Source organism: Streptomyces sp. NPDC048001 (genome assembly GCF_043203115.1).
Taxonomy (GTDB): domain Bacteria; phylum Actinomycetota; class Actinomycetes; order Streptomycetales; family Streptomycetaceae; genus Streptomyces; species Streptomyces sanyensis.
Window position 1 is genome coordinate 124,814 of the sequence record NZ_JBIDBN010000002.1, and the last position, 20,562, is coordinate 145,375.

The window sequence follows — 20,562 nt, forward strand, 5'->3', positions numbered from 1 at the left end:
CTGGCAGACTGGTACGTCGGCTCCGGTTCACGCACCCGCATCCCGCCCGTGCGACCCGGCGCCCTCCGGAAACGAGGAGACACCTTGAAGCGCGACATCCACCCCGAGTACGTCGAGACCCAGGTCAGCTGCACCTGCGGCGCGTCGTTCACCACCCGCAGCACCATCGGCGGCGGCAGCATCCGTGCCGAGGTCTGCTCCGAGTGCCACCCGTTCTACACGGGCAAGCAGAAGATCCTCGACACCGGTGGCCGTGTGGCCCGCTTCGAGGCCCGCTTCGGCAAGGCTGCCGGCTCCGCCAAGAAGTAGCGAGCCACTGCGCCGGTCCTCGGCTGCCCCGGTCCACGGGCGGCCGGGACCGGCGTTTTGTCCGTTCCGAGCAGCCACCCCACGTGTAGAGACCAGGAGCCCGACCATGTTCGAAGCGGTCGAGGAACTGATCGGCGAGCACGCCGATCTGGAGACCAAGCTCGCCGATCCCTCGGTCCACTCCGACCAGGCGAACGCCCGTCGGCTGAGCAAGCGCTACGCCGAGCTCACGCCGATCGTCGGCACCTACCGCTCCTGGAAGCAGACCGGTGAGGACATCGACACCGCCCGCGAACTCGCCGCCGACGACCCCGACTTCGCCGCCGAGGTGAAGGAGCTGGAGGCCCGGCGCGAGGAGCTCACCGAGAAGCTGAGGCTGCTGCTCGTGCCCCGGGACCCCAGCGACGACAAGGACGTCATCCTGGAGGTCAAGGCCGGGGCCGGCGGGGACGAGTCGGCCCTGTTCGCCGGCGACCTGCTGCGGATGTACCTCCGCTACGCCGAGCGCGTCGGCTGGAAGACCGAGATCATCGACGCCACCGAGTCCGAGCTGGGCGGCTACAAGGACGTCCAGGTCGCCGTGAAGGCCCGCGGCGAGACCGAGCCGGGCCAGGGCGTCTGGGCGCGGATGAAGTACGAGGGCGGCGTGCACCGCGTGCAGCGGGTGCCGGCCACCGAGTCCCAGGGCCGCATCCACACCTCCGCCGCCGGTGTGCTGGTCACCCCCGAGGCCGAGGAGGTCGACGTCGAGATCCACGCCAACGACCTGCGGATCGACGTCTACCGCTCCTCCGGACCGGGCGGCCAGTCCGTCAACACCACCGACTCCGCCGTGCGCATCACCCACCTGCCCACCGGCATCGTCGCCTCCTGCCAGAACGAGAAGAGCCAGCTCCAGAACAAGGAGCAGGCCCTGCGTATCCTTCGCTCCAGGCTGCTCGCCGCGGCGCAGGAGGAGGCCGAGAGCAAGGCCGCCGACGCCCGGCGCAGCCAGGTGCGCACCGTGGACCGCTCGGAGAAGATCCGGACGTACAACTTCCCCGAGAACCGGATCTCCGACCACCGGGTGGGCTTCAAGGCCTACAACCTGGACCAGGTCCTCGACGGCGAGCTCGACGCGGTGATCCAGGCGTGCGTGGACGCCGACTCGGCCGCCAAGCTCGCCGCCGCGCAGTAGTCCGCCCGCCGCCCCACCGCCCGACACCCACCCGCATCCGCACCGGAGGACCAGCGTGCAGTCACCTTCTGGGGGGCGCCCCCCAGGTCCCCGCAGTCTGCTGCTCGCCGAGGTGGCCCAGGCCACCCAGCGCCTGGCCGACGCCGGTGTGCCCTCGCCCCGTTTCGACGCGGAGGAACTCGCCGCCTTCGTCCACCAGGTGAAGCGGGGGGAGCTGCACCTGGTCGAGGACGCCGACTTCGACGCCCGCTACTGGGAGGCCGTCGCCCGGCGCGAGGCCCGCGAGCCCCTCCAGCACATCACCGGGCGCGCCTTCTTCCGGTACCTGGAGCTGCAGGTGGGGCCGGGTGTGTTCGTCCCCAGACCGGAGACCGAGTCCGTGGTGGGCTGGGCCATAGAGGCCGTGCGCGCCATGGACGTCGTCGAACCGCTCATCGTCGACCTGTGCACCGGCTCCGGCGCCATCGCGCTCGCCATGGCCCAGGAGGTGCCGCGCTCGCGGGTGCACGCCGTGGAGCTGTCCGACGACGCCCTGCGCTGGGCCCGGCGCAACGCGGAGGGCTCCCGGGTCACCGTCCACCAGGGCGACGCGCTCACCGCGCTCCCGGAGCTGGACGGCCAGGTCGACCTGGTGATCTCCAACCCGCCCTACATCCCGCTCACCGAGTGGGAGTACGTGGCGCCCGAGGCCCGCGACCACGACCCCCAGATGGCGCTGTTCTCCGGAGAGGACGGCCTGGACACCATCCGAGGCATCGAGCGCACCGCACACCGCCTGCTGCGTCCGGGCGGACTCGTCGTCGTCGAGCACGCCGACACACAGGGCGGCCAGGTCCCGTGGATCTTCAACGAGGAGTCCGGCTGGGCCGACGCGGCCGACCACCCCGATCTGAACAAGCGGCCGCGGTTCGCGACCGCGCGCAAGGCGATGCCATGACCCGGCACGCGTACGAGGAGGCTCGTTAGATGGCTCGGCGATACGACTGCAACGACCTGACGGACCGCGCCAACGGCCTGCGGGAGGCCGCCTCGGCCGTCCGCCGCGGCGAACTCGTCGTGCTGCCCACCGACACCGTCTACGGCATCGGCGCGGACGCCTTCACCTCCGAGGCCGTCGCCGACCTGCTGGCGGCGAAGGGGCGCGGCCGCACCATGCCCACCCCGGTGCTCATCGGCTCGCCGAACACCCTGCACGGCCTCGTCACGGACTTCTCCGAGGCGGCCTGGGAACTCGTCGACGCCTTCTGGCCCGGTGCCCTGACCCTGGTCACCAGGCACCAGCCGTCCCTCCAGTGGGACCTGGGCGACACCCGCGGCACGGTCGCGATCCGGATGCCCCTGCACCCGGTGGCCATCGAACTGCTCACCGAGGTCGGCCCGATGGCCGTCTCCAGCGCCAACCTCACGGGACACCCCGCCCCCGAGGACTGCGACTCCGCGCAGGGGATGCTCGGCGACGCCGTCTCCGTGTACCTGGACGGCGGCCCCACCCCGGGCATCGTCCCGTCCTCCATCGTCGACGTCACGAGCCCCGTGCCCGTCCTGCTGCGCGAGGGCGCGCTCTCCGCCGAGGAGCTCCGCAAGGTCGTACCCGACCTCGAGGTGGCCCCGTGACACAGGAGAACGACCGGGGGCGGCCGCGGTGACCGCCGCCGAGGGGCGTGGCATAGCGGACACCGCGGGCCCCGTACCGGCCTTCCGCATCCTCCACGTCAGCACCGGCAACGTCTGCCGCTCGCCCATCACCGAGCGGCTGACCCGCCATGCCCTCTGCGACCGGCTGGGCGACCCGCTCTCCGGCGGCCTGGTCGTGGAGAGCGCCGGTACCTGGGGCCACGAGGGCGCGCCCATGGAGGCGAACGCGGAGACGGTCCTCGCGGACTTCGGTGCGGACGCCAGCGGCTTCGTGGGCCGGGAGCTGCTCGACGAGCACGTCATCCGCGCCGACCTGGTGCTCACCGCGACCCGGGACCACCGCGCCCAGGTCATCTCCATGGGCCACTCGGCCGGGCTGCGGACCTTCACGCTCAAGGAGTTCACCCGCCTGGTCCGGGCCATAGACCCGGCCACCCTCCCGGACCCGCGGCAGGAGGGCGTCGTGGAGCGGGCCCGGGCCCTGGTGCACGCCGCGGCCGCCCTGCGTGGCTGGCTGCTCGCGCCGAGCCCCGACGCGGACGAGGTCTTCGACCCGTACGGGGCGCCGATCACCTTCTTCCGCTCCATCGGGGAGGAGATCCACCAGGCGCTGGACCCGGTGGTCACGGCCCTCACCGGGGTCCCCACCCGGCGCTGACCGGCCCCGTGGGGCGGCGGTACCGCCCCGCGGGACGGCACGGCGGGCCGACGGGGACGGAAGGCGGCGGTACAGGGCGCGCACGCGGCGTGGCACGGTCCTACATTGGAGGTGCCGCCGCTCCCCTCCGAGGCACGGAGCCGTCATGTCCGCATCCTCCGAAGTGCGTCCCGTCCCCCTCGCACCCGTCCCCCTCGCACCCGCCGTCCTCCACGACGACCCGGCCTTCGCGGCGCTGCGCCGCCAGGACCCGCAGGCCGCCGACATCCTCCTCGCGGAATCCCAGCGGCAGGCGGGCGGGCTCCAGCTCATCGCCGCCGAGAACTTCACCTCGCCCGCGGTGCTCGCCGCCCTCGGCTCCCCGCTCGCCAACAAGTACGCCGAGGGCTACCCGGGCGCCCGCCACCACGGCGGCTGCGAGCTGGTCGACGCCGCCGAGCGCCTCGCGACGGAGCGCGCCACCGCCCTCTTCGGCTGCGAGCACGCGAACGTCCAGCCCCACTCCGGATCCTCGGCGGTCCTCGCGGCCTACGCGGCGCTGCTGCGGCCCGGCGACACCGTCCTGGCACTGGGCCTGCACTTCGGAGGCCATCTGACCCACGGCTCGCCCGCCAACTTCTCCGGACGCTGGTTCGACTTCGTCGGCTACGGGATCGACCCGGAGACGGGCCTCATCGACTACGGGCAGCTGCGCCGGCTGGCCCGGCAGCACCGCCCGAAGGCGATCGTCTGCGGCTCGATCTCCTACCCCCGCCACCCGGACTACGCGGCCTTCCGGGAGGTCGCCGACGAGGTGGGCGCCTATCTGATCGCGGACGCCGCGCACCCCATCGGGCTGGTCGCCGGCGGTGCCGCACCGAACCCGGTGCCGTACGCCGACGTGGTCTGCGCGACCACCCACAAGGTGCTGCGCGGGCCGCGCGGCGGGATGCTGCTGTGCGGGGCGGAGCTGGCCGACCGGATCGACCGGGCGGTGTTCCCCTTCACCCAGGGCGGTGCCCAGATGCACACCATCGCCGCCAAGGCCGTGGCCTTCGGCGAGGCGGCGACGCCCGCGTTCACCGCCTACGCGCACCAGGTCGTCGCCAACGCCCGGGAGCTGGCGGAGGGACTGGAGGCGGAGGGGCTGGCCGTGCTCACGGGCGGCACCGACACCCATATCGTCGGCGCCGACCCGGCGGCCCTGGGCGTCGACGGCCGGACGGCCCGCAGCCGCCTGGCCGCCGCGGGCATCGTGCTCGACACCTGCGCGCTGCCCTACGGGGACGGCCGCGGCATCCGGCTCGGCACCGCGGCGGTCACCACCCAGGGCATGGGCCGCCCCGAGATGGCCCGGATCGCCTCCCTCTTCGCGGCGGCGCTCCGCGAGGAGGACCGGGTGCGCGAGCAGGTGGCGGAGATGGCGGCGGCCTTCCCGCCCTACCCGCCGGCGGCCATCGAGCGTCACGGGGAGTGACGGTACGGACGCGCGCGGGACGGCCGTGCAACCGTCGGCCGTCGTGGCCCGTCGTATGTCCTAAGGTGTGGATCGGCGCGTCGTCCAACACATGGGGATTCAGTGCGCGAGTACCTGCTGACGCTCTGTGTCACGGTAGCGGTGACTTACCTGCTGACCGGACCGGTGCGGAAGTTCGCCATCGCAGCCGGCGCGATGCCGGCGATCCGGGCGCGGGACGTGCACCGGGAACCGACACCGCGACTCGGCGGCATCGCCATGTTCGGCGGCCTGTGCGCGGGTCTGCTCGTGGCGGACCACCTGGTCAACATGGACGACGTCTTCGCCTTGTCGAGCGAGCCCCGGGCGCTGCTCTCCGGTGCGGCCCTGATCTGGCTGATCGGCGTGCTGGACGACAAGTTCGAGATCGACGCCCTGATCAAGCTCGGCGGGCAGATGATCGCCGCGGGCGTGATGGTCGCGCAGGGGCTGACGATCCTGTGGATTCCGGTGCCCGGCGTGGGCACGGTCTCGCTCACCGCCTGGCAGGGGAACCTGCTGACCGTCGCCCTGGTCGTCATCACCATCAACGCGGTCAACTTCGTGGACGGCCTGGACGGGCTCGCCGCGGGCATGGTCTGCATCACCTCGGCGGCGTTCTTCCTCTACGCCTACCGCATGTGGGTCGGGTACGGGATCGAGGCCGCCGCTCCCGCCTCCCTCTTCGCGGCCGTGCTGGTCGGCATGTGCCTGGGCTTCCTGCCGCACAACATGCACCCCGCCAGGATCTTCATGGGGGACTCCGGGTCCATGCTGATCGGCCTGGTGCTGGCCGCCGGGGCCATCTCCATCACCGGGCGCGTGGACCCCGACCGGATCGCCTACAGCGTGGGCTCGGAACGGGACGCGGTGCACGCCATGGTGCCGGTCTACATGCCGATCATCTTCCCGCTGACCATCATCGCGATCCCGATCGCCGACCTGGTGCTGGCGATCGTCCGGCGCACATGGAAGGGCCAGTCGCCGTTCGCGGCGGACCGGGGGCACCTGCACCACCGCCTGCTCCAGATCGGCCACTCGCACAGCCGGGCCGTGCTGATCATGTACTTCTGGTCCGGCCTGATCGCCTTCGGCGCGGTGCTCTACTCGGTGCACGCCGACTCGATGTGGATCGTCCCGGTGATCGTGGTCCTGAGCGCGGTGGGCCTGGTGCTCCTGCTGCTGCCGCGGTTCCGCCCGAGGGCCCCGCGCTGGGCGGAGTCCTTCGTCCCGCCCCGCTACCGGCGCCGCGTGCGCGGGCGGCACCCGGTACCGCCGCCCGCCGCCGACGGCACCTCCGCCCCGGTCGAGGAGCCGGTTGCCGTCGGTGTGGGCGTCAGCGGTATGAACGGGGCGACGGCGGTGGGCGCGCGGCGGCTGTACGAGGAGGACCGGGCGGGAACCGGCGGCTGACCGAAAACCGGCGTAACCGGTCTCACTCTTTTTGCAGTTCGGCCAATTCCGCACGGCGGGTCGGCCGTGCGGCGGGAGCTTCCCCGGGGGCGTGAACCGGACGGTGCCGTTCCCGGATGATCTTCAGCCGTTCTTCCCCACTCCCTGCCGCGGTCACTGAGCGTCACGGCGCGGGCGGTCTAGATTGCTCGGTGTCCATAGCGGGGGCCCTGACCAGGTTCCCGCTCAGCCGACTCTGCTCGTTTCAGGGGGAAACACATGCGCAAGGCAGTGGCAACGGCGTTCGCCGTGGTGGCCCTTCTCGGCTCGGCCGGGACGTACGCCCCGGCCGCGATGGCGGCCGGGGCGTCCCAGGAGGCCGCGGTGGCCGCTCAGGCGGACTGCGTGAAGGTGAAGCGCTGGTACAGCAAGCGCTTCAACAGGATGGTCGACGTGGAGAACACCTGCGCACGCAAGGTGTGCTTCACCGTGACGGTCGCGGCCCGCAAGGACCCGCTGTTCGCCATCGGCGCGAAGAAGAAGGAGTCCTTCCGCTACGGCGGCACGCTGTGGACGAAGGGCACGGGAATCAAGAACGTCGCCTGCTGAACGGGTAGGCGCCCCGGTGGACGGGCCCCGACGCATGCCGCGTCGGGGCCCGTCCCACGTGGGCCCGGCGGTCGGGCGGGGCGAGGGCCGCACGGCTCCCCGGGCACGTTGCGCGGCCGTCGTGCGGCGGCGGGGGAGCGAGGCGGAGCGGGAGACCGCCACGGGGGTGCGTGACGGGGTGCGCTGCATGGACGTTGAGCGTGCAGGAGCAGTACGCCAGGTGACGTTCGCGGTGTGGGGGTGCTTCGCGCGGGAGGAGGCATCGGCGCATTACCAGGCAAAAACCCATCCCGGCGCGCACACACGCGCAGTGTCACTCTCATGTGTGAGAGTTGGCACACGTACGGGTAAAGACCTCATCAAATAGTTTGTGATACCGTTCACGAGACCCGGAGACAGCGCCGAAGGACCGTAGTGCGACAGTCCGTTGGCCGCCGAGACCCCTTTCGGAACCGGTTTAGGCTCGTCCTCGACGACCCTGATTCACTGCCCCCCAGCAAAGCGGAGCCACCGCCATGCCGTCCAATGACGCACGCAATCTCCTGCACGCCGCCGTGCCCACCGCTGCCGCCGGCGCCGTCGCCGCCGTCGTGAGCGCGGTGGTCGCGGGCGGCAAGGGGGCCGTGGGCGCCTTGGTCGCCACAGGCGTGGTGATCGTCTTCATGGGGATCGGCCTGTACGTGCTCCAGCGGGTGGCCAAGTCGCTGCCGCAGATCTTCCAGGCCATGGGGCTGATGCTCTACACGGCCCAGTTGCTGCTGCTCTTCGTCTTCGTCGCGGTGTTCAAGGACACCACGCTGTTCAACCCCAAGGCGTTCGCGATCACGCTGGTCGTGCTCACGCTCGTCTGGATCGCCGCCCAGACCCGAGCGCACATGAAGGCCAAGATCCTCTACGTCGAACCCGAGTCCTCCGCAGGTGACAAGCCCGGAGACAAGGGGCACTCGTCGTGAGGGGTAGGGCCGGTATAAGTGCCCGTTCGGGATCCTGCTATCGTCCGGTGCCAACTGCGGCATCGCGGGCGCGGGCATCTGAGCTGACGCCTGCCTATTCGCGAGGCTTGATGCCCTACTGCCGCCCCACCATTCGTAGTACCAGTCCAGTGCCGACCCGCGGCTCCGCGCCGCGCCGACACAACGAGGTTGCCGTACCTATGCGCCACGCTGAAGGAGCCCGCGGTGAGTGCTGACCCGACGCAGGTGCTCGCCTTCGAGACCGACTGCCACATCTTCGACGGTTGTGGCTTTCCGGCTCCGGGCTTGCACTCGTTCCTGTTCGAGCCGCTCTGGGGCGACGGGGACAGCAATCTGTACTTCAACAAGACGATGCTGCTGGCCCTGCTCGGGTCGATCATCATCGTCGGCTTCTTCTGGGCTGCGTTCCGCAACCCGAAGGTGGTGCCGGGCAAGCTGCAGATGGTCGCCGAGACCGGCTACGACTTCATCCGTCGCGGGGTGGTCTACGAGACGATCGGCAAGCGCGACGGTGAGAAGTACGTGCCCTTCGTCGTGGCGCTGTTCTTCTTCGTCTGGATGATGAACCTCTGGTCGATCATTCCGGTGGCACAGTTCCCGGTCACGTCGATCATCGCCTATCCCGCCGTGCTGGCACTGCTCGTCTACGTCACCTGGGTCTCCCTGACGTTCAAGCGGCACGGCTTCGCAGGTGCGTTCAAGAACTTCACCGGCTTCGACAAGTCGCTCGGTCCGGTGGCCTACCTGGCCGCGTTCATCGAGCTCTTCTCGAACCTGCTGGTCCGTCCCTTCACGCACGCCGTGCGACTCTTCGCGAACATGTTCGCGGGCCACACCCTGCTGCTGCTCTTCACGATCGCCAGCTGGTACCTGCTGAACGGCATCGGCATCGCCTACGCCGGCGTCTCGTTCGTCATGGTCATCGTGATGACGGCCTTCGAGCTCTTCATCCAGGCGGTCCAGGCGTACGTCTTCGTCCTCCTGACCTGCACCTACATCCAGGGCGCGCTCGCCGAGCACCACTGAGCCCCCTCGCTGAAACCACAGTCGTCCGGTGGCCAACCCCCACCGGTCCGTAAAGAGAAGGAAGCACTGGCATGTCCCAGACCCTCGCTGCTGTCACCGGTTCCCTCAGCTCCGTCGGCTACGGTCTCGCGGCCATCGGCCCCGGTGTCGGCGTCGGCATCATCTTCGGCAACGGCACGCAGGCCCTGGCCCGTCAGCCCGAGGCTGCCGGTCTGATCCGCGCCAACCAGATCCTCGGCTTCGCCTTCTGTGAGGCGCTCGCCCTCATCGGTCTGGTCATGCCGTTCGTCTACGCCTGACGAACTGCGACCAACCGTCCCGACGAAAGGCACTGATGTGGACCCCTTGGTTCAGCTCGCGGCCGAGAATCCGCTGATTCCGCCGATTCCCGAGCTCGTCATCGGCCTGATCGCCTTCCTCATCGTCTTCGGTTTCCTGGCCAAGAAGCTCCTCCCGAACATCAACAAGGTTCTGGACGAGCGCCGCGAGGCCATCGAGGGCGGTATCGAGAAGGCCGATGCGGCCAAGACCGAAGCCGAAAGCGTCCTGGAGCAGTACAAGGCCCAGCTCGCCGAGGCCCGGCACGAGGCCGCCCGGCTGCGCCAGGAGGCGACCGAGCAGGGCACCGCGATCATCGCCGAGATGAAGGCGGAAGGCCAGCGGCAGCGTGAGGAGATCATCGCGGCCGGCCACGCCCAGATCGAGGCCGACCGCAAGGCCGCGGCCTCGGCGCTGCGCCAGGACGTGGGCAAGCTCGCCACCGACCTGGCCGGCAAGCTGGTGGGTGAGTCCCTGGAGGACCACGCCCGCCAGAGCCGCACCATCGACCGGTTCCTCGACGAGCTCGACGCGAAGGCCGAGGCCGCACGATGAACGGAGCCAGCCGCGAGGCGCTGGCCGCCGCACACGAGTCCCTCGACGCGCTGACCGACTCCACGTCGGCCGACGCGGCGAAGCTCGCCGGCGAGCTGGCAGCCGTCACCGCGCTGCTCGACCGTGAGGTGTCGCTGCGTCGGGTCCTCACCGACCCGGCGCAGGCCGGCGAGGCCAAGGCCGAGCTGGCCGGGCGCGTGCTCGACGGGCAGGTCGGCGGTCAGACCGTCGACCTGATCAAGGGCATGGTCCGCGCCCGCTGGTCGCAGTCGCGCGACCTGGTCGATGCGCTGGAGGAGCTGGCGGCCTCCGCCGAGCTCACCGCAGCGCAGAAGACCGGGCGTCTCGACAACGTGGAGGACGAGCTCTTCCGCTTCGGGCGCATCCTCTCCACCAGCACCGAGCTGCGTTCGGCGCTGACCGACCGCGCCGCCACGGCCGCCGCCAAGGGCGACCTGGTCGGCGAGCTGCTCGGCAGCAAGGTGGAGAAGGTCACCGAGCGGCTGGTCGTCCGTCTCGTCACGCACCCGCGGGGACGTAGCCTGGAGGCGGGACTCGACTCGCTGTCCAAGCTGGCCGCGGAGCGCCGGGACCGCATGGTCGCCGTCGTCACCTCCGCGGTGCCGCTGACCGAAGCGCAGAAGCAGCGCCTCGGTGCGGGCCTCGCCCGGCTCTACGGCCGGGAGATGCACCTCAACCTGGAGGTGGACCCCGAGGTCCTCGGCGGTATCTCGGTGCGGGTCGGCGACGAGGTCATCAACGGCACGGTCGCGGACCGGATCGACGAGGCCAAGCGCCGCATCGCCGGCTGACCCCGGTCGGCAGCACAACAGCACAAGCATCACCAGCGGCCCGGTTGGGTCGTGCAGAGATTTGCAGAAGATTCCTGGGGGTCGCCCCCAGACCCCCAAAGAAACTTCGGGCCCAACAAGGAGAGCAGGGAACCCAGATGGCGGAGCTCACGATCCGGCCGGAGGAGATCCGGGACGCGCTGGAGAACTTTGTCCAGTCGTACCAGCCGGACGCGGCCTCGCGCGAGGAGGTCGGCACGGTCAGCCTGGCCGGTGACGGTATCGCGAAGGTGGAGGGTCTTCCCTCCGCCATGGCGAACGAGCTGCTGAAGTTCGAGGACGGCACCCTCGGCCTCGCCCTCAACCTCGAGGAGCGCGAGATCGGTGCCATCGTCCTCGGTGAGTTCAGCGGCATCGAGGAGGGTCAGTCGGTCACCCGTACCGGCGAGGTCCTGTCCGTGGCCGTCGGCGAGGGCTACCTCGGCCGCGTCGTCGACCCGCTCGGCAACGCGATCGACGGCCTCGGCGAGATCGAGACCTCGGGCCGCCGCGCCCTTGAGCTGCAGGCCCCCACGGTCATGCAGCGCAAGTCGGTGCACGAGCCCATGGAGACGGGCTACAAGGCCGTCGACGCGATGACCCCGATCGGCCGCGGCCAGCGCCAGCTGATCATCGGCGACCGCCAGACGGGCAAGACCGCCCTGGCCGTCGACACGATCATCAACCAGCGCGACAACTGGCGTACCGGCGACCCGTCGAAGCAGGTCCGCTGCATCTACGTCGCCGTCGGCCAGAAGGGCTCCACCATCGCGTCCGTGCGCGGCGCGCTGGAGGAGGCCGGTGCGCTGGAGTACACGACCATCGTCGCCGCCCCGGCGTCCGACCCGGCCGGCTTCAAGTACCTCGCCCCCTACACCGGCTCGGCCATCGGCCAGCAGTGGATGTACGAGGGCAAGCACGTCCTGATCATCTTCGACGACCTGTCGAAGCAGGCCGACGCCTACCGTGCCGTGTCCCTGCTGCTGCGCCGCCCGCCGGGTCGTGAGGCCTACCCGGGTGACGTCTTCTACCTGCACTCGCGTCTGCTGGAGCGCTGCGCCAAGCTCTCCGACGACATGGGCGCCGGTTCGATGACGGGTCTGCCCATCGTCGAGACCAAGGCGAACGACGTGTCGGCGTTCATCCCGACCAACGTCATCTCCATCACCGACGGCCAGTGCTTCCTGGAGTCCGACCTGTTCAACGCCGGTCAGCGCCCGGCCCTGAACGTCGGTATCTCGGTCTCCCGCGTCGGTGGTTCGGCCCAGCACAAGGCCATCCGCCAGGTCTCCGGCCGTCTGCGCGTGGACCTCGCCCAGTACCGCGAGCTGGAGGCCTTCGCCGCCTTCGGTTCCGACCTGGACGCGGCCTCCAAGGCCTCGCTGGAGCGCGGCAAGCGCATGGTCGAGCTGCTGAAGCAGGCGCAGTACCAGCCGATGCCGACCGAGGAGCAGGTCGTCTCCGTCTGGGCCGGTACCACCGGCAAGATGGACGACGTCCCGGTCCAGGACATCCGCCGCTTCGAGAAGGAGCTGCTGGAGTACCTGCGGCGCGAGGAGAGCGGTCTGCTGTCCTCCATCCGCGAGGGCGGCAAGATGTCGGACGACACGCTGACGAAGGTCGCGGACTCGATCGCCGACTTCAAGAAGCAGTTCGAGACCGCGGACGGCAAGCTGCTCGGCGAGGACGCCCCGGCGGCCGTCGACGTCTCCAAGTGACGACGGAAGGGACCTGACTCATGGGAGCGCAGCTCCGGGTCTACAAGCGTCGCATCCGGTCCGTCACCGCGACGAAGAAGATCACCAAGGCGATGGAGATGATCGCCGCCTCGCGCATCGTCAAGGCGCAGCGCAAGGTGGCGGCCTCCGCGCCGTACGCGGCCGAGCTGACCCGCGCGGTCACGGCGGTGGCGACCGGGTCGAACACCAAGCACCCGCTGACGACCGAGGCCGAGGCCCCGGCCCGCGCCGCGGTCCTGCTCGTCACGAGCGACCGCGGTCTGGCCGGCGGCTACTCCGCCAACGCCATCAAGGCCGCGGAGCGGCTCACCGAGCGGCTGCGCGGTGAGGGCAAGGAGGTCGACACCTTCATCGTCGGCCGCAAGGGTGTCGCCTACTTCGGTTTCCGCGAGCGCAAGGTCGCGGACTCGTGGACCGGCTTCACCGACAGCCCCGAGTACGCGGACGCCAAGAAGGTGGCCGCCCCCCTCATCGAGGCCGTCCGCAAGGACACGGCCGAGGGTGGCGTCGACGAGCTGCACATCGTCTTCACGGAGTTCGTGTCGATGATGACGCAGACGCCCGTCGACAACCGGATGCTGCCGCTCAGCCTCGAGAAGGCGAAGGAGGAGACCGGCGGGAAGAGCGAGATCCTTCCGCTGTTCGACTTCGAGCCGTCGGCGGAGGACGTCCTGGACGCCCTTCTGCCGCGCTACGTCGAGAGCCGTATCTACAACGCCCTTCTGCAGGCCGCAGCCTCCGAGCACGCGGCCCGCCGTCGGGCGATGAAGTCGGCCACCGACAACGCGGGTGACCTGATCACCAACCTCACCCGACTTGCCAACGCGGCCCGCCAGGCCGACATCACCCAGGAAATCAGCGAGATCGTCGGTGGCTCCGCAGCCCTGGCCGACGCGACCGCGGGGAGTGACAAGTAACATGACTGCCTCTGTTGAGACGGCCACCCCGGGCAGCACGGCCACGGGCCGTGTCGCCCGGGTCATCGGCCCGGTCGTCGACGTGGAGTTCCCCGTCGACGCGATGCCCGACATCTACAACGCCCTTCACGTCGAGGTCGACGACCCCGCCGAGGACGGCGCCCGGAAGACGCTGACCCTGGAGGTCGCGCAGCACCTCGGTGACGGCATCGTCCGCACCATCTCGATGCAGCCCACCGACGGCCTGGTCCGCCAGGCCCCGGTGACCGACACGGGCGCGGGCATCACCGTCCCGGTCGGCGACTTCACCAAGGGCAAGGTGTTCAACACCCTCGGCGAGGTGCTGAACCACCCCGAGGAGAACGCCAACGTCGGCGAGCGCTGGGCGATCCACCGCCAGGCCCCGGCCTTCGACCAGCTCGAGTCCAAGACCGAGATGTTCGAGACCGGCCTGAAGGTCGTCGACCTCCTCACCCCGTACGTCAAGGGTGGAAAGATCGGTCTGTTCGGTGGTGCCGGTGTCGGCAAGACCGTGCTGATCCAGGAAATGATCATGCGTGTCGCCAACCTCCACGAGGGCGTCTCCGTCTTCGCGGGCGTGGGTGAGCGCACCCGTGAGGGCAACGACCTCATCGCGGAGATGGAGGAGTCCGGCGTCCTCGACAAGACGGCGCTGGTCTTCGGTCAGATGGACGAGCCCCCGGGCACCCGTCTGCGCGTCGCCCTGGCCGGTCTGACCATGGCGGAGTACTTCCGCGATGTGCAGAAGCAGGACGTGCTCTTCTTCATCGACAACATCTTCCGGTTCACCCAGGCCGGTTCCGAGGTGTCCACCCTGCTCGGCCGCATGCCGTCCGCGGTGGGTTACCAGCCGAACCTGGCGGACGAGATGGGTCTGCTGCAGGAGCGCATCACCTCGACCCGCGGTCACTCGATCACCTCGATGCAGGCGATCTACGTCCCCGCGGACGACCTGACCGACCCGGCGCCGGCCACCACCTTCGCCCACCTCGACGCGACGACGGTGCTCTCCCGTCCGATCTCCGAGAAGGGCATCTACCCGGCGGTGGACCCGCTGGACTCGACGTCCCGCATCCTGGACCCGCGCTACATCGCGCAGGACCACTACGAGGCCGCGATGCGCGTCAAGGGGATCCTGCAGAAGTACAAGGACCTCCAGGACATCATCGCGATCCTCGGTATCGACGAGCTGGGCGAGGAGGACAAGCTGGTCGTCCACCGTGCCCGTCGTGTCGAGCGCTTCCTGTCGCAGAACACCCACGCCGCCAAGCAGTTCACCGGTGTGGACGGTTCGGACGTGCCGCTCGACGAGTCGATCGCCGCGTTCAACTCGATCTGCGACGGTGAGTACGACCACTTCCCCGAGCAGGCCTTCTTCATGTGCGGTGGCCTCGAGGACCTCAAGAAGAACGCCAAGGAGCTCGGCGTCTCCTGAGTCGTGGCCCGGGAAGGGGGCGGGATCCGTCCCGCCCCCTTCCCCACGCCGTCTTCCGGCGGCATCGGAGGGTGACCTCCGACATCCCGGCCCTGGGCCGGGGCGGGCCGGGGCGCTTCGGCGCCCCGCGCCCTACTAGACTTATGACCCAACACCCGGCACTACCGCCGGGTGGTGACCCGAGGAGCCAACCTTGGCTGCTGAGCTGCACGTCGAGCTGGTCGCCGCGGACCGCAGTGTCTGGTCCGGAGAGGCCACGCTGGTGGTCGCGCGCACCACCTCCGGCGACATCGGCGTCATGCCCGGTCACCAGCCGCTGCTGGGTGTGCTGGAGTCGGGCCCGGTGACCATCCGTACGAGTGAGGGCCAGACCGTGGTCGCGGCCGTGCACGGCGGTTTCATCTCCTTCGCCGACGACAAGCTGTCGCTGCTGGCGGAGATCGCCGAGCTGGCGGACGAGATCGACGTCCAGCGCGCCGAGCGTGCGCTGGAGCGGGCGAAGTCCGCGGCGGACGCGTCCGCCGAGCGTCGCGCAGACGTCCGGCTTCGTGCGGTGGCGGTCGGCTAGGTCCCTTCGCAAGGAGGCGGCCGGCGGACACCGCCGATCAGTTTTTCCCTCAGCCGCGGCCCGGTCCGGAGTCACTCCGGAGCGTGTCGCGGCTGAGGCGATGCAGGTGCAGGTATTCGTGAACGGGACGAGGCGAGGAGGTCGGTGGAGATGTTCCTCGCTCTTCTTGTGAGCGGCCTGGTCGTCCTGCTGGTGGTGGTCGCGCTGTTGGTCTTCGGTCTGCGCCGTCGGGTGATCCAGCGCTCCGGCGGGACCTTCGACTGCAGCCTGCGCTGGAACGTCCCCGAGGACGGCGACGGCAGCAGCAAGGGCTGGGTCTACGGTGTGGCCCGCTACAACGGCGACCGGGTGGAGTGGTTCCGCGTCTTCTCCTACGCCCCCCGCCCCCGGCGGATGCTGGAGCGTGCGGCGATCGAGGTCCTGGCGCGCCGGGCGCCGGACAGCCAGGAGGAGCTGGCGCTGCTGTCCGACGCGGTGGTGCTGGTCTGCCTGCACCGCGGGACGCGTCTGGAGCTGGCGATGAGCGAGGACGCCCTGACCGGGTTCCTGGCCTGGCTGGAGGCGGCGCCGCCCGGCCAGCGGGTGAACGTCGCCTGACGGGTTTCCCCGAGGGGCCCCTTCCCGGTACCGCACCGGGAAGGGGCCCCTCGCCGTTGGTGCCGGGCCCCGTCCACCCGCGCGTCACCAGCAAGACGTGAGGCTCGCCGCCGGCCCGTCTGTCCGCCCGGTCCGTCCGTCCGCCCGGGGCGTGGCGGGCGGCGGGGCTGCGGGGGGCAGGGTGACGGAGGGGCGGTTCGGCTCCGCGGCGGGGGAGTGGGGGCGGCCCCTGCGCCGCCGCCTCGGGGCGGCGCCGACCGGGTGGCGGGCCGCTCGGGGGAGCTGCCGCCCGGCCCCCGGGGCCGGACACGGGGCGGGGCCCGGGAGAGTCACCCACTCTCCCGGGCCCCGCGTGTGTGTACGGACCGGTTATCCGAGCCCGCTGTTGATGGCGCTCACCAGCTCACCGTTGGAGGTGTCGCCGCTGAACTCCCAGAAGAAGGCTCCACCGAGCCCCTGGTTGTTCGCCCAGCCCATCTTGGAGGTGACGGTGGCCGGGGTGTCGTAGCTCCACCAGTTGGTGCCGCAGTGGGCGTAGGCGGTGCCGGCGATGGTGCCGGTGGCCGGGCAGCTGTTCTTGAGGACCTTGTAGTCCTCGATGCCCTGCTCGTAGGTGCCCGTGGCGGGCCCGGTCGCGGTGCCGCCCGGGGCGGCCTGGGTCACGCCGGTCCAGCCGCGGCCGTAGAAGCCGATGCCGAGCAGCAGCTTCTTCGCCGGGACGCCCTTCGCCTTGAACTTGGCGATCGCCTCGGCCGAGTTGAAGCCGGACTGCGGGATGCCCGCGTACGAGGTCAGCGGCGAGTGCGGGGCCGTCGGGCCGTTCTTCGCCCAGGCGCCGAAGAAGTCGTACGTCATGACGTTGTACCAGTCGATGTACTGGGCGGCCGGGCCGTAGTCCGCGGCGTCGATCTTGCCGCCGGAGGAGGCGTCCGCCGTGACGGCGGCCGTGACCAGGTTGTTCGGGCCGAACTTGGCGCGCATGGCCTGCATCATGTTGGTGAAGGCGGCCGGGCCGCTGGTGTCGCAGGACAGGCCGCAGGCGTTCGGGTACTCCCAGTCCAGGTCGATGCCGTCGAAGACGTCGGCCCAGCGCGGGTCCTCCACCAGGTCGTAGCAGGACTGCGCGAAGGCGGCCGGGTTCTGCACGGCCTGGCCGAAGCCGCCGGACCAGGTCCAGCCGCCGAACGACCACAGCACCTTGATGTGCGGGTACTGGGCCTTCAGCTTGCGCAGCTGGTTGAAGTTGCCGCGCAGCGGCTGGTCCCAGGTGTCCGCCACGCCGTCGACCGACTGGGCGGCCGTGTAGGCCTTGTCGTAGTCGGCGTAGGCGTCGCCGATCGTGCACTTGCCGCCCTGGACGTTGCCGAAGGCGTAGTTGATGTGCGTGATCTTCTGGGCGGAGCCGGAGGTGACCAGGTTCTTCACGTGGTAGTTGCGCCCGTAGACGCCCCAGTTGGTGAAGTAGCCGAGCTTGATCTTGTCGCCGACGGGCGGCTCGCCGTCCCGGCCGGTGGTGCGCACGGCGACCGAGCCGCTGGCCGGTCCGGTCTGGTCCGCGGTGTCGCGGGCCTGGACGGCGTAGGAGTAGTCGGTGCCGGCGGTCAGCCCGGTGTTGGTGTAGCTGGTGCCGGTGACCGTGGCGACCTTGGCGCCGTCGCGCAGGACGTCGTAGTTCTTGACGCCGTTGTCGTCGGTGGCCGCGCCCCAGCTGAGCTTCACCGAGGTGTTGGTGATGTCCGAGGCGGTGGGGGTGCCCGGAGCGGAGGGCGGGTTGTCACCCGGGACGGAGCCGCCGTCGCAGGAGGCGCCGTTGAGCTTGCAGTTGGACGGGTCGCCGCTGCCGCTGCCGTTGAAGCCGAAGGAGACGGACGCCCCGGGGGCGAGGGTGCCGTTCCAGCCGACGTTCTTGGCCGTCCAGTGGTTGCCGGAGTTGGTGACGGTGGCGTCCCATGCCGAGGTGACCTTGGTGCCGGAGGGGAAGTCCCACTCGACGGTCCACGTGTTGATGGTCGTGGTGCCGGTGTTCTTCACCGTCCAGCTGCCGCCGAAGCCGGAGCCCCAGTCGGAGGTCTTGGTGTACGTGGCGGTGGCCGAGGTGGCCGCCTCCGCGGGGGAGGCCAGGCCGATCATGGCGGCCAGGGGAAGGGCCAGTGCGCTGACTGCGGCGGTGGCCCGGGAGGTGAATCGTCTTTTCCTGCGGGGGGCTTGAGTCGCCTGAGTGCTCAAGGAATCTCCTCGAGTCGTGTGCGGACAGATCGGGGTTGGTCCGTGCACACCGCTGCGTGGCTCACCGCAGCGTGCTCGGCGAGAGTAGGGTGGTCTGGACCAATCGTCAATAGGTCCAGACCAAAGTCGCCGCCCTCCGTCAGACGCCCAACTCCTGTGCGAGAACCGCCGCTTGGACGCGGCTGCGCAGCTCCAGCTTCGCCAGCACCCGGCTGACGTGGGTCTTCACCGTCCCCTCGGCCAGCGACAGCCGTCCGGCGATCTCCGCGTTGGACAGCCCCCGGCCGAGCCAGGACAGCACCTCGCGCTCCCGGGGCGTCAGGGCGTCGAGGACCGCGGGGCCCGGGGAGCCGGGCGCCGGGGTGCGGGGCGCGGCGAACTCCGCGATCAGCCGCCGGGTCACCGCGGGGGCGATCAGGCCCTCCCCGCGCGCCACCGTCCGCACCGCCTCGACGAGTTCGTGCGCCTCGGCGTTCTTCAGCAGGAACCCGGCGGCACCCGCGCGCAGCGCGCCGAACACATAGGCGTCCAGATCGAAGGTGGTCAGCACCAGCACGTCGGACAGCTGCTCCGCCACGACCTCCCGCGTCGCCGACACCCCGTCCAGCCGGGGCATCTGCACGTCCATGAGCACCACGTCCGGCCGCAGCTCCCGTGCGAGGCGCACCGCCTCCTCGCCGTCCGCGGCCTCCCCGACGACCTCCAGATCGGCCGCGCTGCCGAGGATGAGCACCAGCCCGGCCCGCACCGCGCTCTGGTCCTCGGCGACCAGCACCCGCACACGCCGCCCGGGCGCCCCGCCCGTCCCTGCCCGATCCGTCATGCTGCCGAGGGCTCCCTGTCGTCGCCGCGCACGGGCAGGACCGCCCGTACCTGCCAGATTCTCCCCGGTCCGCCGTCCGCGCCCGCCCCGGGTGCCTCCTCGGGCCCCGCCCGGAAGTCTCCGTCGAGCAGCGCCACCCGCTCCTCCATGCCCACCAGCCCCGCGCGCGAGCCCGGGGCCCGCGGCTCCGGGCGGGGGCCGAAGGGGCTGGTCACCGTCACCGTCAGGGCCCGTTCCCCGCTCGCGACCGAGACCTGGACCGGTCCGGGGGCCGCGTGCTTGAGGGCGTTGGTCAGGGACTCCTGCACGATGCGGTAGGCCGCCAGTTCCACGGGCGCGGGCAGCCTCCGCCCCGGGTCGTCGGCCTGCCGGAGCTCGAAGGACAGGCCGTTCGGCGTCCCGTTCACCCGGGCCTGCGCCACCAGGGAGCGGAGTCCCGCGAGTGTCGGAGTCGCCGCGGGCTCGGCCCCGCCCGCCCCGCTGTCGCGGAGCAGTCCGATCAGCCGCCGCATCTCCGCCAGCCCCTCGACGCTGTTCTCCCGGATGACGCCGAGGGCCCTGCGGGTGGTCGCGCCGTCGTCGAGGGAGAGCGCCGCCGTGGAGTGGATCGCGATGGCCGACAGGTGGTTGGCCACCACGTCGTGCAGCTCCCGGGCCATCCGGGCCCGCTCCGCGGTGACCGCCTGCACCCGGTCCATCTCGGCGAGCAGCGCGGTCTGCTCGGCCCGCAGCCGGGCGGCGTCGGCCGCCTCGCGGTGGTTGCGCACCACCGCGCCGCTGGTGGCGGGCGCGAACACCACCAGCGCCGTGACCATGCCCAGAAGCAGCGCGGCGGGCTCCTGCAGCCACGCCAGGAAGCCCACGAACGCGCCGATCGTGATCATCCCCGAGATCACCGGGATGCGGCGGGCGGCGGCGGGTGTGCCGTAGACGACGGCCGCGTACACGAGGTCGGCGAACATCACCACGGTGGCGATGCTGCCCGGGGTCAGCTGGTCGGCCGCCAGGGCGATGGTCCCGGCCAGCAGCGCGGTGTGCGGCAGCGCCCGGCGCACCAGTTCCAGGCCGGCCGTCACCACCAGGGGGACCAGCATGTAGGCGGGCCCGAGGAGCGCAGGTCCGGCGGGCCGTGCGTGGAGGCCGAGGAACCACAGCACCAGGCCCACGGACAGCCAGATGGCCGCGATCGTCACGTCGTCGCGGTGGGGGCGGGGGAGACTCACGGGCCCATCCAACACGGCGCCGCCCTCGCCCGCGTCCGCGTGCGGGGGGACATCGG

General features: G+C 70.8%; 21 protein-coding genes. 18 read left to right on the plus strand and 3 right to left on the minus strand.

What is annotated here, in order from left to right; genetic code table 11:
- The first annotated feature begins 84 nt into the window (after nucleotides 1-84).
- The 18 genes from rpmE to ACGF15_RS04960 all read left to right on the plus strand — a co-directional run bounded on the left by rpmE (nucleotide 85) and on the right by ACGF15_RS04960 (nucleotide 16,234).
- The gene (gene rpmE / locus ACGF15_RS04875; protein WP_256522988.1) at nucleotides 85-309 is read left to right on the plus strand and encodes a 50S ribosomal protein L31; all 225 of its coding nucleotides are present in this window, start codon (nucleotides 85-87) and stop codon (nucleotides 307-309) included.
- A gap of 106 nt (nucleotides 310-415) precedes the next feature.
- Entirely contained in the window at nucleotides 416-1,486 is a 1,071-nt protein-coding gene (gene prfA / locus ACGF15_RS04880) for a peptide chain release factor 1 (RefSeq protein WP_345613112.1), read from the plus strand.
- A 55-nt stretch (nucleotides 1,487-1,541) separates the two neighbouring features.
- The gene (gene prmC, locus ACGF15_RS04885) at nucleotides 1,542-2,423 is read left to right on the plus strand and encodes a peptide chain release factor N(5)-glutamine methyltransferase (protein WP_345613114.1); all 882 of its coding nucleotides are present in this window, start codon (nucleotides 1,542-1,544) and stop codon (nucleotides 2,421-2,423) included.
- A 29-nt stretch (nucleotides 2,424-2,452) separates the two neighbouring features.
- Nucleotides 2,453-3,100, plus strand: a complete 648-nt coding sequence (locus tag ACGF15_RS04890; RefSeq protein ID WP_345613116.1) for an L-threonylcarbamoyladenylate synthase — start codon at nucleotides 2,453-2,455, stop codon at nucleotides 3,098-3,100.
- A gap of 28 nt (nucleotides 3,101-3,128) precedes the next feature.
- Nucleotides 3,129-3,779: a protein-tyrosine-phosphatase gene (locus ACGF15_RS04895; RefSeq protein WP_345613118.1), complete on the plus strand. Its 651-nt coding sequence runs from the start codon at nucleotides 3,129-3,131 to the stop codon at nucleotides 3,777-3,779.
- A 145-nt stretch (nucleotides 3,780-3,924) separates the two neighbouring features.
- Complete coding sequence (gene glyA / locus ACGF15_RS04900; RefSeq protein WP_362606219.1) at nucleotides 3,925-5,235, plus strand: serine hydroxymethyltransferase; 1,311 nt, start codon at nucleotides 3,925-3,927, stop codon at nucleotides 5,233-5,235.
- Between the two features lie 102 nt (nucleotides 5,236-5,337).
- Nucleotides 5,338-6,666, plus strand: a complete 1,329-nt coding sequence (locus ACGF15_RS04905; RefSeq protein ID WP_392796933.1) for an MraY family glycosyltransferase — start codon at nucleotides 5,338-5,340, stop codon at nucleotides 6,664-6,666.
- Nucleotides 6,667-6,924: 258 nt separating this feature from the next.
- A complete protein-coding gene (locus ACGF15_RS04910; protein ID WP_362606225.1) occupies nucleotides 6,925-7,254 on the plus strand; it encodes a hypothetical protein in 330 nt (109 codons plus the stop codon).
- 515 nt (nucleotides 7,255-7,769) lie between these two features.
- A complete protein-coding gene (locus ACGF15_RS04915) occupies nucleotides 7,770-8,207 on the plus strand; it encodes a hypothetical protein (RefSeq protein WP_360647639.1) in 438 nt (145 codons plus the stop codon).
- A 225-nt stretch (nucleotides 8,208-8,432) separates the two neighbouring features.
- Entirely contained in the window at nucleotides 8,433-9,254 is an 822-nt protein-coding gene (gene atpB, locus ACGF15_RS04920; RefSeq protein ID WP_362606229.1) for a F0F1 ATP synthase subunit A, read from the plus strand.
- Nucleotides 9,255-9,325: 71 nt separating this feature from the next.
- Nucleotides 9,326-9,553: an ATP synthase subunit C gene (locus tag ACGF15_RS04925; protein WP_046776171.1), complete on the plus strand. Its 228-nt coding sequence runs from the start codon at nucleotides 9,326-9,328 to the stop codon at nucleotides 9,551-9,553.
- A gap of 37 nt (nucleotides 9,554-9,590) precedes the next feature.
- Complete coding sequence (locus ACGF15_RS04930) at nucleotides 9,591-10,127, plus strand: F0F1 ATP synthase subunit B (protein WP_256522979.1); 537 nt, start codon at nucleotides 9,591-9,593, stop codon at nucleotides 10,125-10,127.
- Nucleotides 10,124-10,939: a F0F1 ATP synthase subunit delta gene (locus ACGF15_RS04935; protein WP_345613131.1), complete on the plus strand. Its 816-nt coding sequence runs from the start codon at nucleotides 10,124-10,126 to the stop codon at nucleotides 10,937-10,939. Before ACGF15_RS04930 ends, ACGF15_RS04935 begins: the two co-directional genes overlap by 4 nt.
- Nucleotides 10,940-11,076: 137 nt before the next feature.
- Nucleotides 11,077-12,675 (plus strand): F0F1 ATP synthase subunit alpha, encoded by a 1,599-nt coding sequence (gene atpA / locus ACGF15_RS04940; protein WP_256522977.1) that lies wholly within the window; start codon nucleotides 11,077-11,079, stop codon nucleotides 12,673-12,675.
- 20 nt (nucleotides 12,676-12,695) lie between these two features.
- Nucleotides 12,696-13,613 carry a F0F1 ATP synthase subunit gamma gene (locus ACGF15_RS04945; RefSeq protein ID WP_345613134.1) on the plus strand — a complete coding sequence of 306 codons (918 nt, stop codon included), beginning with the start codon at nucleotides 12,696-12,698 and terminating at the stop codon, nucleotides 13,611-13,613.
- Between the two features lies 1 nt (nucleotide 13,614).
- Nucleotides 13,615-15,069 (plus strand): F0F1 ATP synthase subunit beta, encoded by a 1,455-nt coding sequence (gene atpD / locus ACGF15_RS04950; RefSeq protein WP_345613136.1) that lies wholly within the window; start codon nucleotides 13,615-13,617, stop codon nucleotides 15,067-15,069.
- 193 nt (nucleotides 15,070-15,262) lie between these two features.
- Complete coding sequence (locus ACGF15_RS04955; protein ID WP_256522974.1) at nucleotides 15,263-15,637, plus strand: F0F1 ATP synthase subunit epsilon; 375 nt, start codon at nucleotides 15,263-15,265, stop codon at nucleotides 15,635-15,637.
- A 150-nt stretch (nucleotides 15,638-15,787) separates the two neighbouring features.
- Nucleotides 15,788-16,234: a DUF2550 domain-containing protein gene (locus ACGF15_RS04960; RefSeq protein ID WP_392796934.1), complete on the plus strand. Its 447-nt coding sequence runs from the start codon at nucleotides 15,788-15,790 to the stop codon at nucleotides 16,232-16,234.
- Between the two features lie 369 nt (nucleotides 16,235-16,603).
- Here ACGF15_RS04960 and ACGF15_RS04965 read toward each other — a convergent pair whose 3' ends face one another.
- The 3 genes from ACGF15_RS04965 to ACGF15_RS04975 all read right to left on the minus strand — a co-directional run bounded on the left by ACGF15_RS04965 (nucleotide 16,604) and on the right by ACGF15_RS04975 (nucleotide 20,506).
- Nucleotides 16,604-18,364 (minus strand): glycosyl hydrolase family 18 protein, encoded by a 1,761-nt coding sequence (locus tag ACGF15_RS04965; protein WP_392797051.1) that lies wholly within the window; start codon nucleotides 18,362-18,364, stop codon nucleotides 16,604-16,606.
- A 235-nt stretch (nucleotides 18,365-18,599) separates the two neighbouring features.
- Nucleotides 18,600-19,283 (minus strand): response regulator transcription factor, encoded by a 684-nt coding sequence (locus ACGF15_RS04970; protein WP_345613140.1) that lies wholly within the window; start codon nucleotides 19,281-19,283, stop codon nucleotides 18,600-18,602.
- The gene (locus ACGF15_RS04975; protein WP_362606241.1) at nucleotides 19,280-20,506 is read right to left on the minus strand and encodes a histidine kinase; all 1,227 of its coding nucleotides are present in this window, start codon (nucleotides 20,504-20,506) and stop codon (nucleotides 19,280-19,282) included. Before ACGF15_RS04975 ends, ACGF15_RS04970 begins: the two co-directional genes overlap by 4 nt.
- Nucleotides 20,507-20,562 lie beyond the last annotated feature (56 nt).

Coding starts and splice junctions, on each gene's coding strand:
- ACGF15_RS04935 (WP_345613131.1), top strand. CDS start 10,124: ATGAACGGAGCCAGCCGCGAGGCGCTGGCCGCCGCACACGAGTCCCTC.
- atpD (WP_345613136.1), top strand. CDS start 13,615: ATGACTGCCTCTGTTGAGACGGCCACCCCGGGCAGCACGGCCACGGGC.
- ACGF15_RS04890 (WP_345613116.1), top strand. CDS start 2,453: ATGGCTCGGCGATACGACTGCAACGACCTGACGGACCGCGCCAACGGC.
- ACGF15_RS04910 (WP_362606225.1), top strand. CDS start 6,925: ATGCGCAAGGCAGTGGCAACGGCGTTCGCCGTGGTGGCCCTTCTCGGC.
- ACGF15_RS04925 (WP_046776171.1), top strand. CDS start 9,326: ATGTCCCAGACCCTCGCTGCTGTCACCGGTTCCCTCAGCTCCGTCGGC.
- prfA (WP_345613112.1), top strand. CDS start 416: ATGTTCGAAGCGGTCGAGGAACTGATCGGCGAGCACGCCGATCTGGAG.
- ACGF15_RS04915 (WP_360647639.1), top strand. CDS start 7,770: ATGCCGTCCAATGACGCACGCAATCTCCTGCACGCCGCCGTGCCCACC.
- ACGF15_RS04945 (WP_345613134.1), top strand. CDS start 12,696: ATGGGAGCGCAGCTCCGGGTCTACAAGCGTCGCATCCGGTCCGTCACC.
- atpA (WP_256522977.1), top strand. CDS start 11,077: ATGGCGGAGCTCACGATCCGGCCGGAGGAGATCCGGGACGCGCTGGAG.
- glyA (WP_362606219.1), top strand. CDS start 3,925: ATGTCCGCATCCTCCGAAGTGCGTCCCGTCCCCCTCGCACCCGTCCCC.
- ACGF15_RS04960 (WP_392796934.1), top strand. CDS start 15,788: ATGTTCCTCGCTCTTCTTGTGAGCGGCCTGGTCGTCCTGCTGGTGGTG.
- ACGF15_RS04970 (WP_345613140.1), bottom strand. CDS start 19,283: ATGACGGATCGGGCAGGGACGGGCGGGGCGCCCGGGCGGCGTGTGCGG.
- ACGF15_RS04965 (WP_392797051.1), bottom strand. CDS start 18,364: ATGATCGGCCTGGCCTCCCCCGCGGAGGCGGCCACCTCGGCCACCGCC.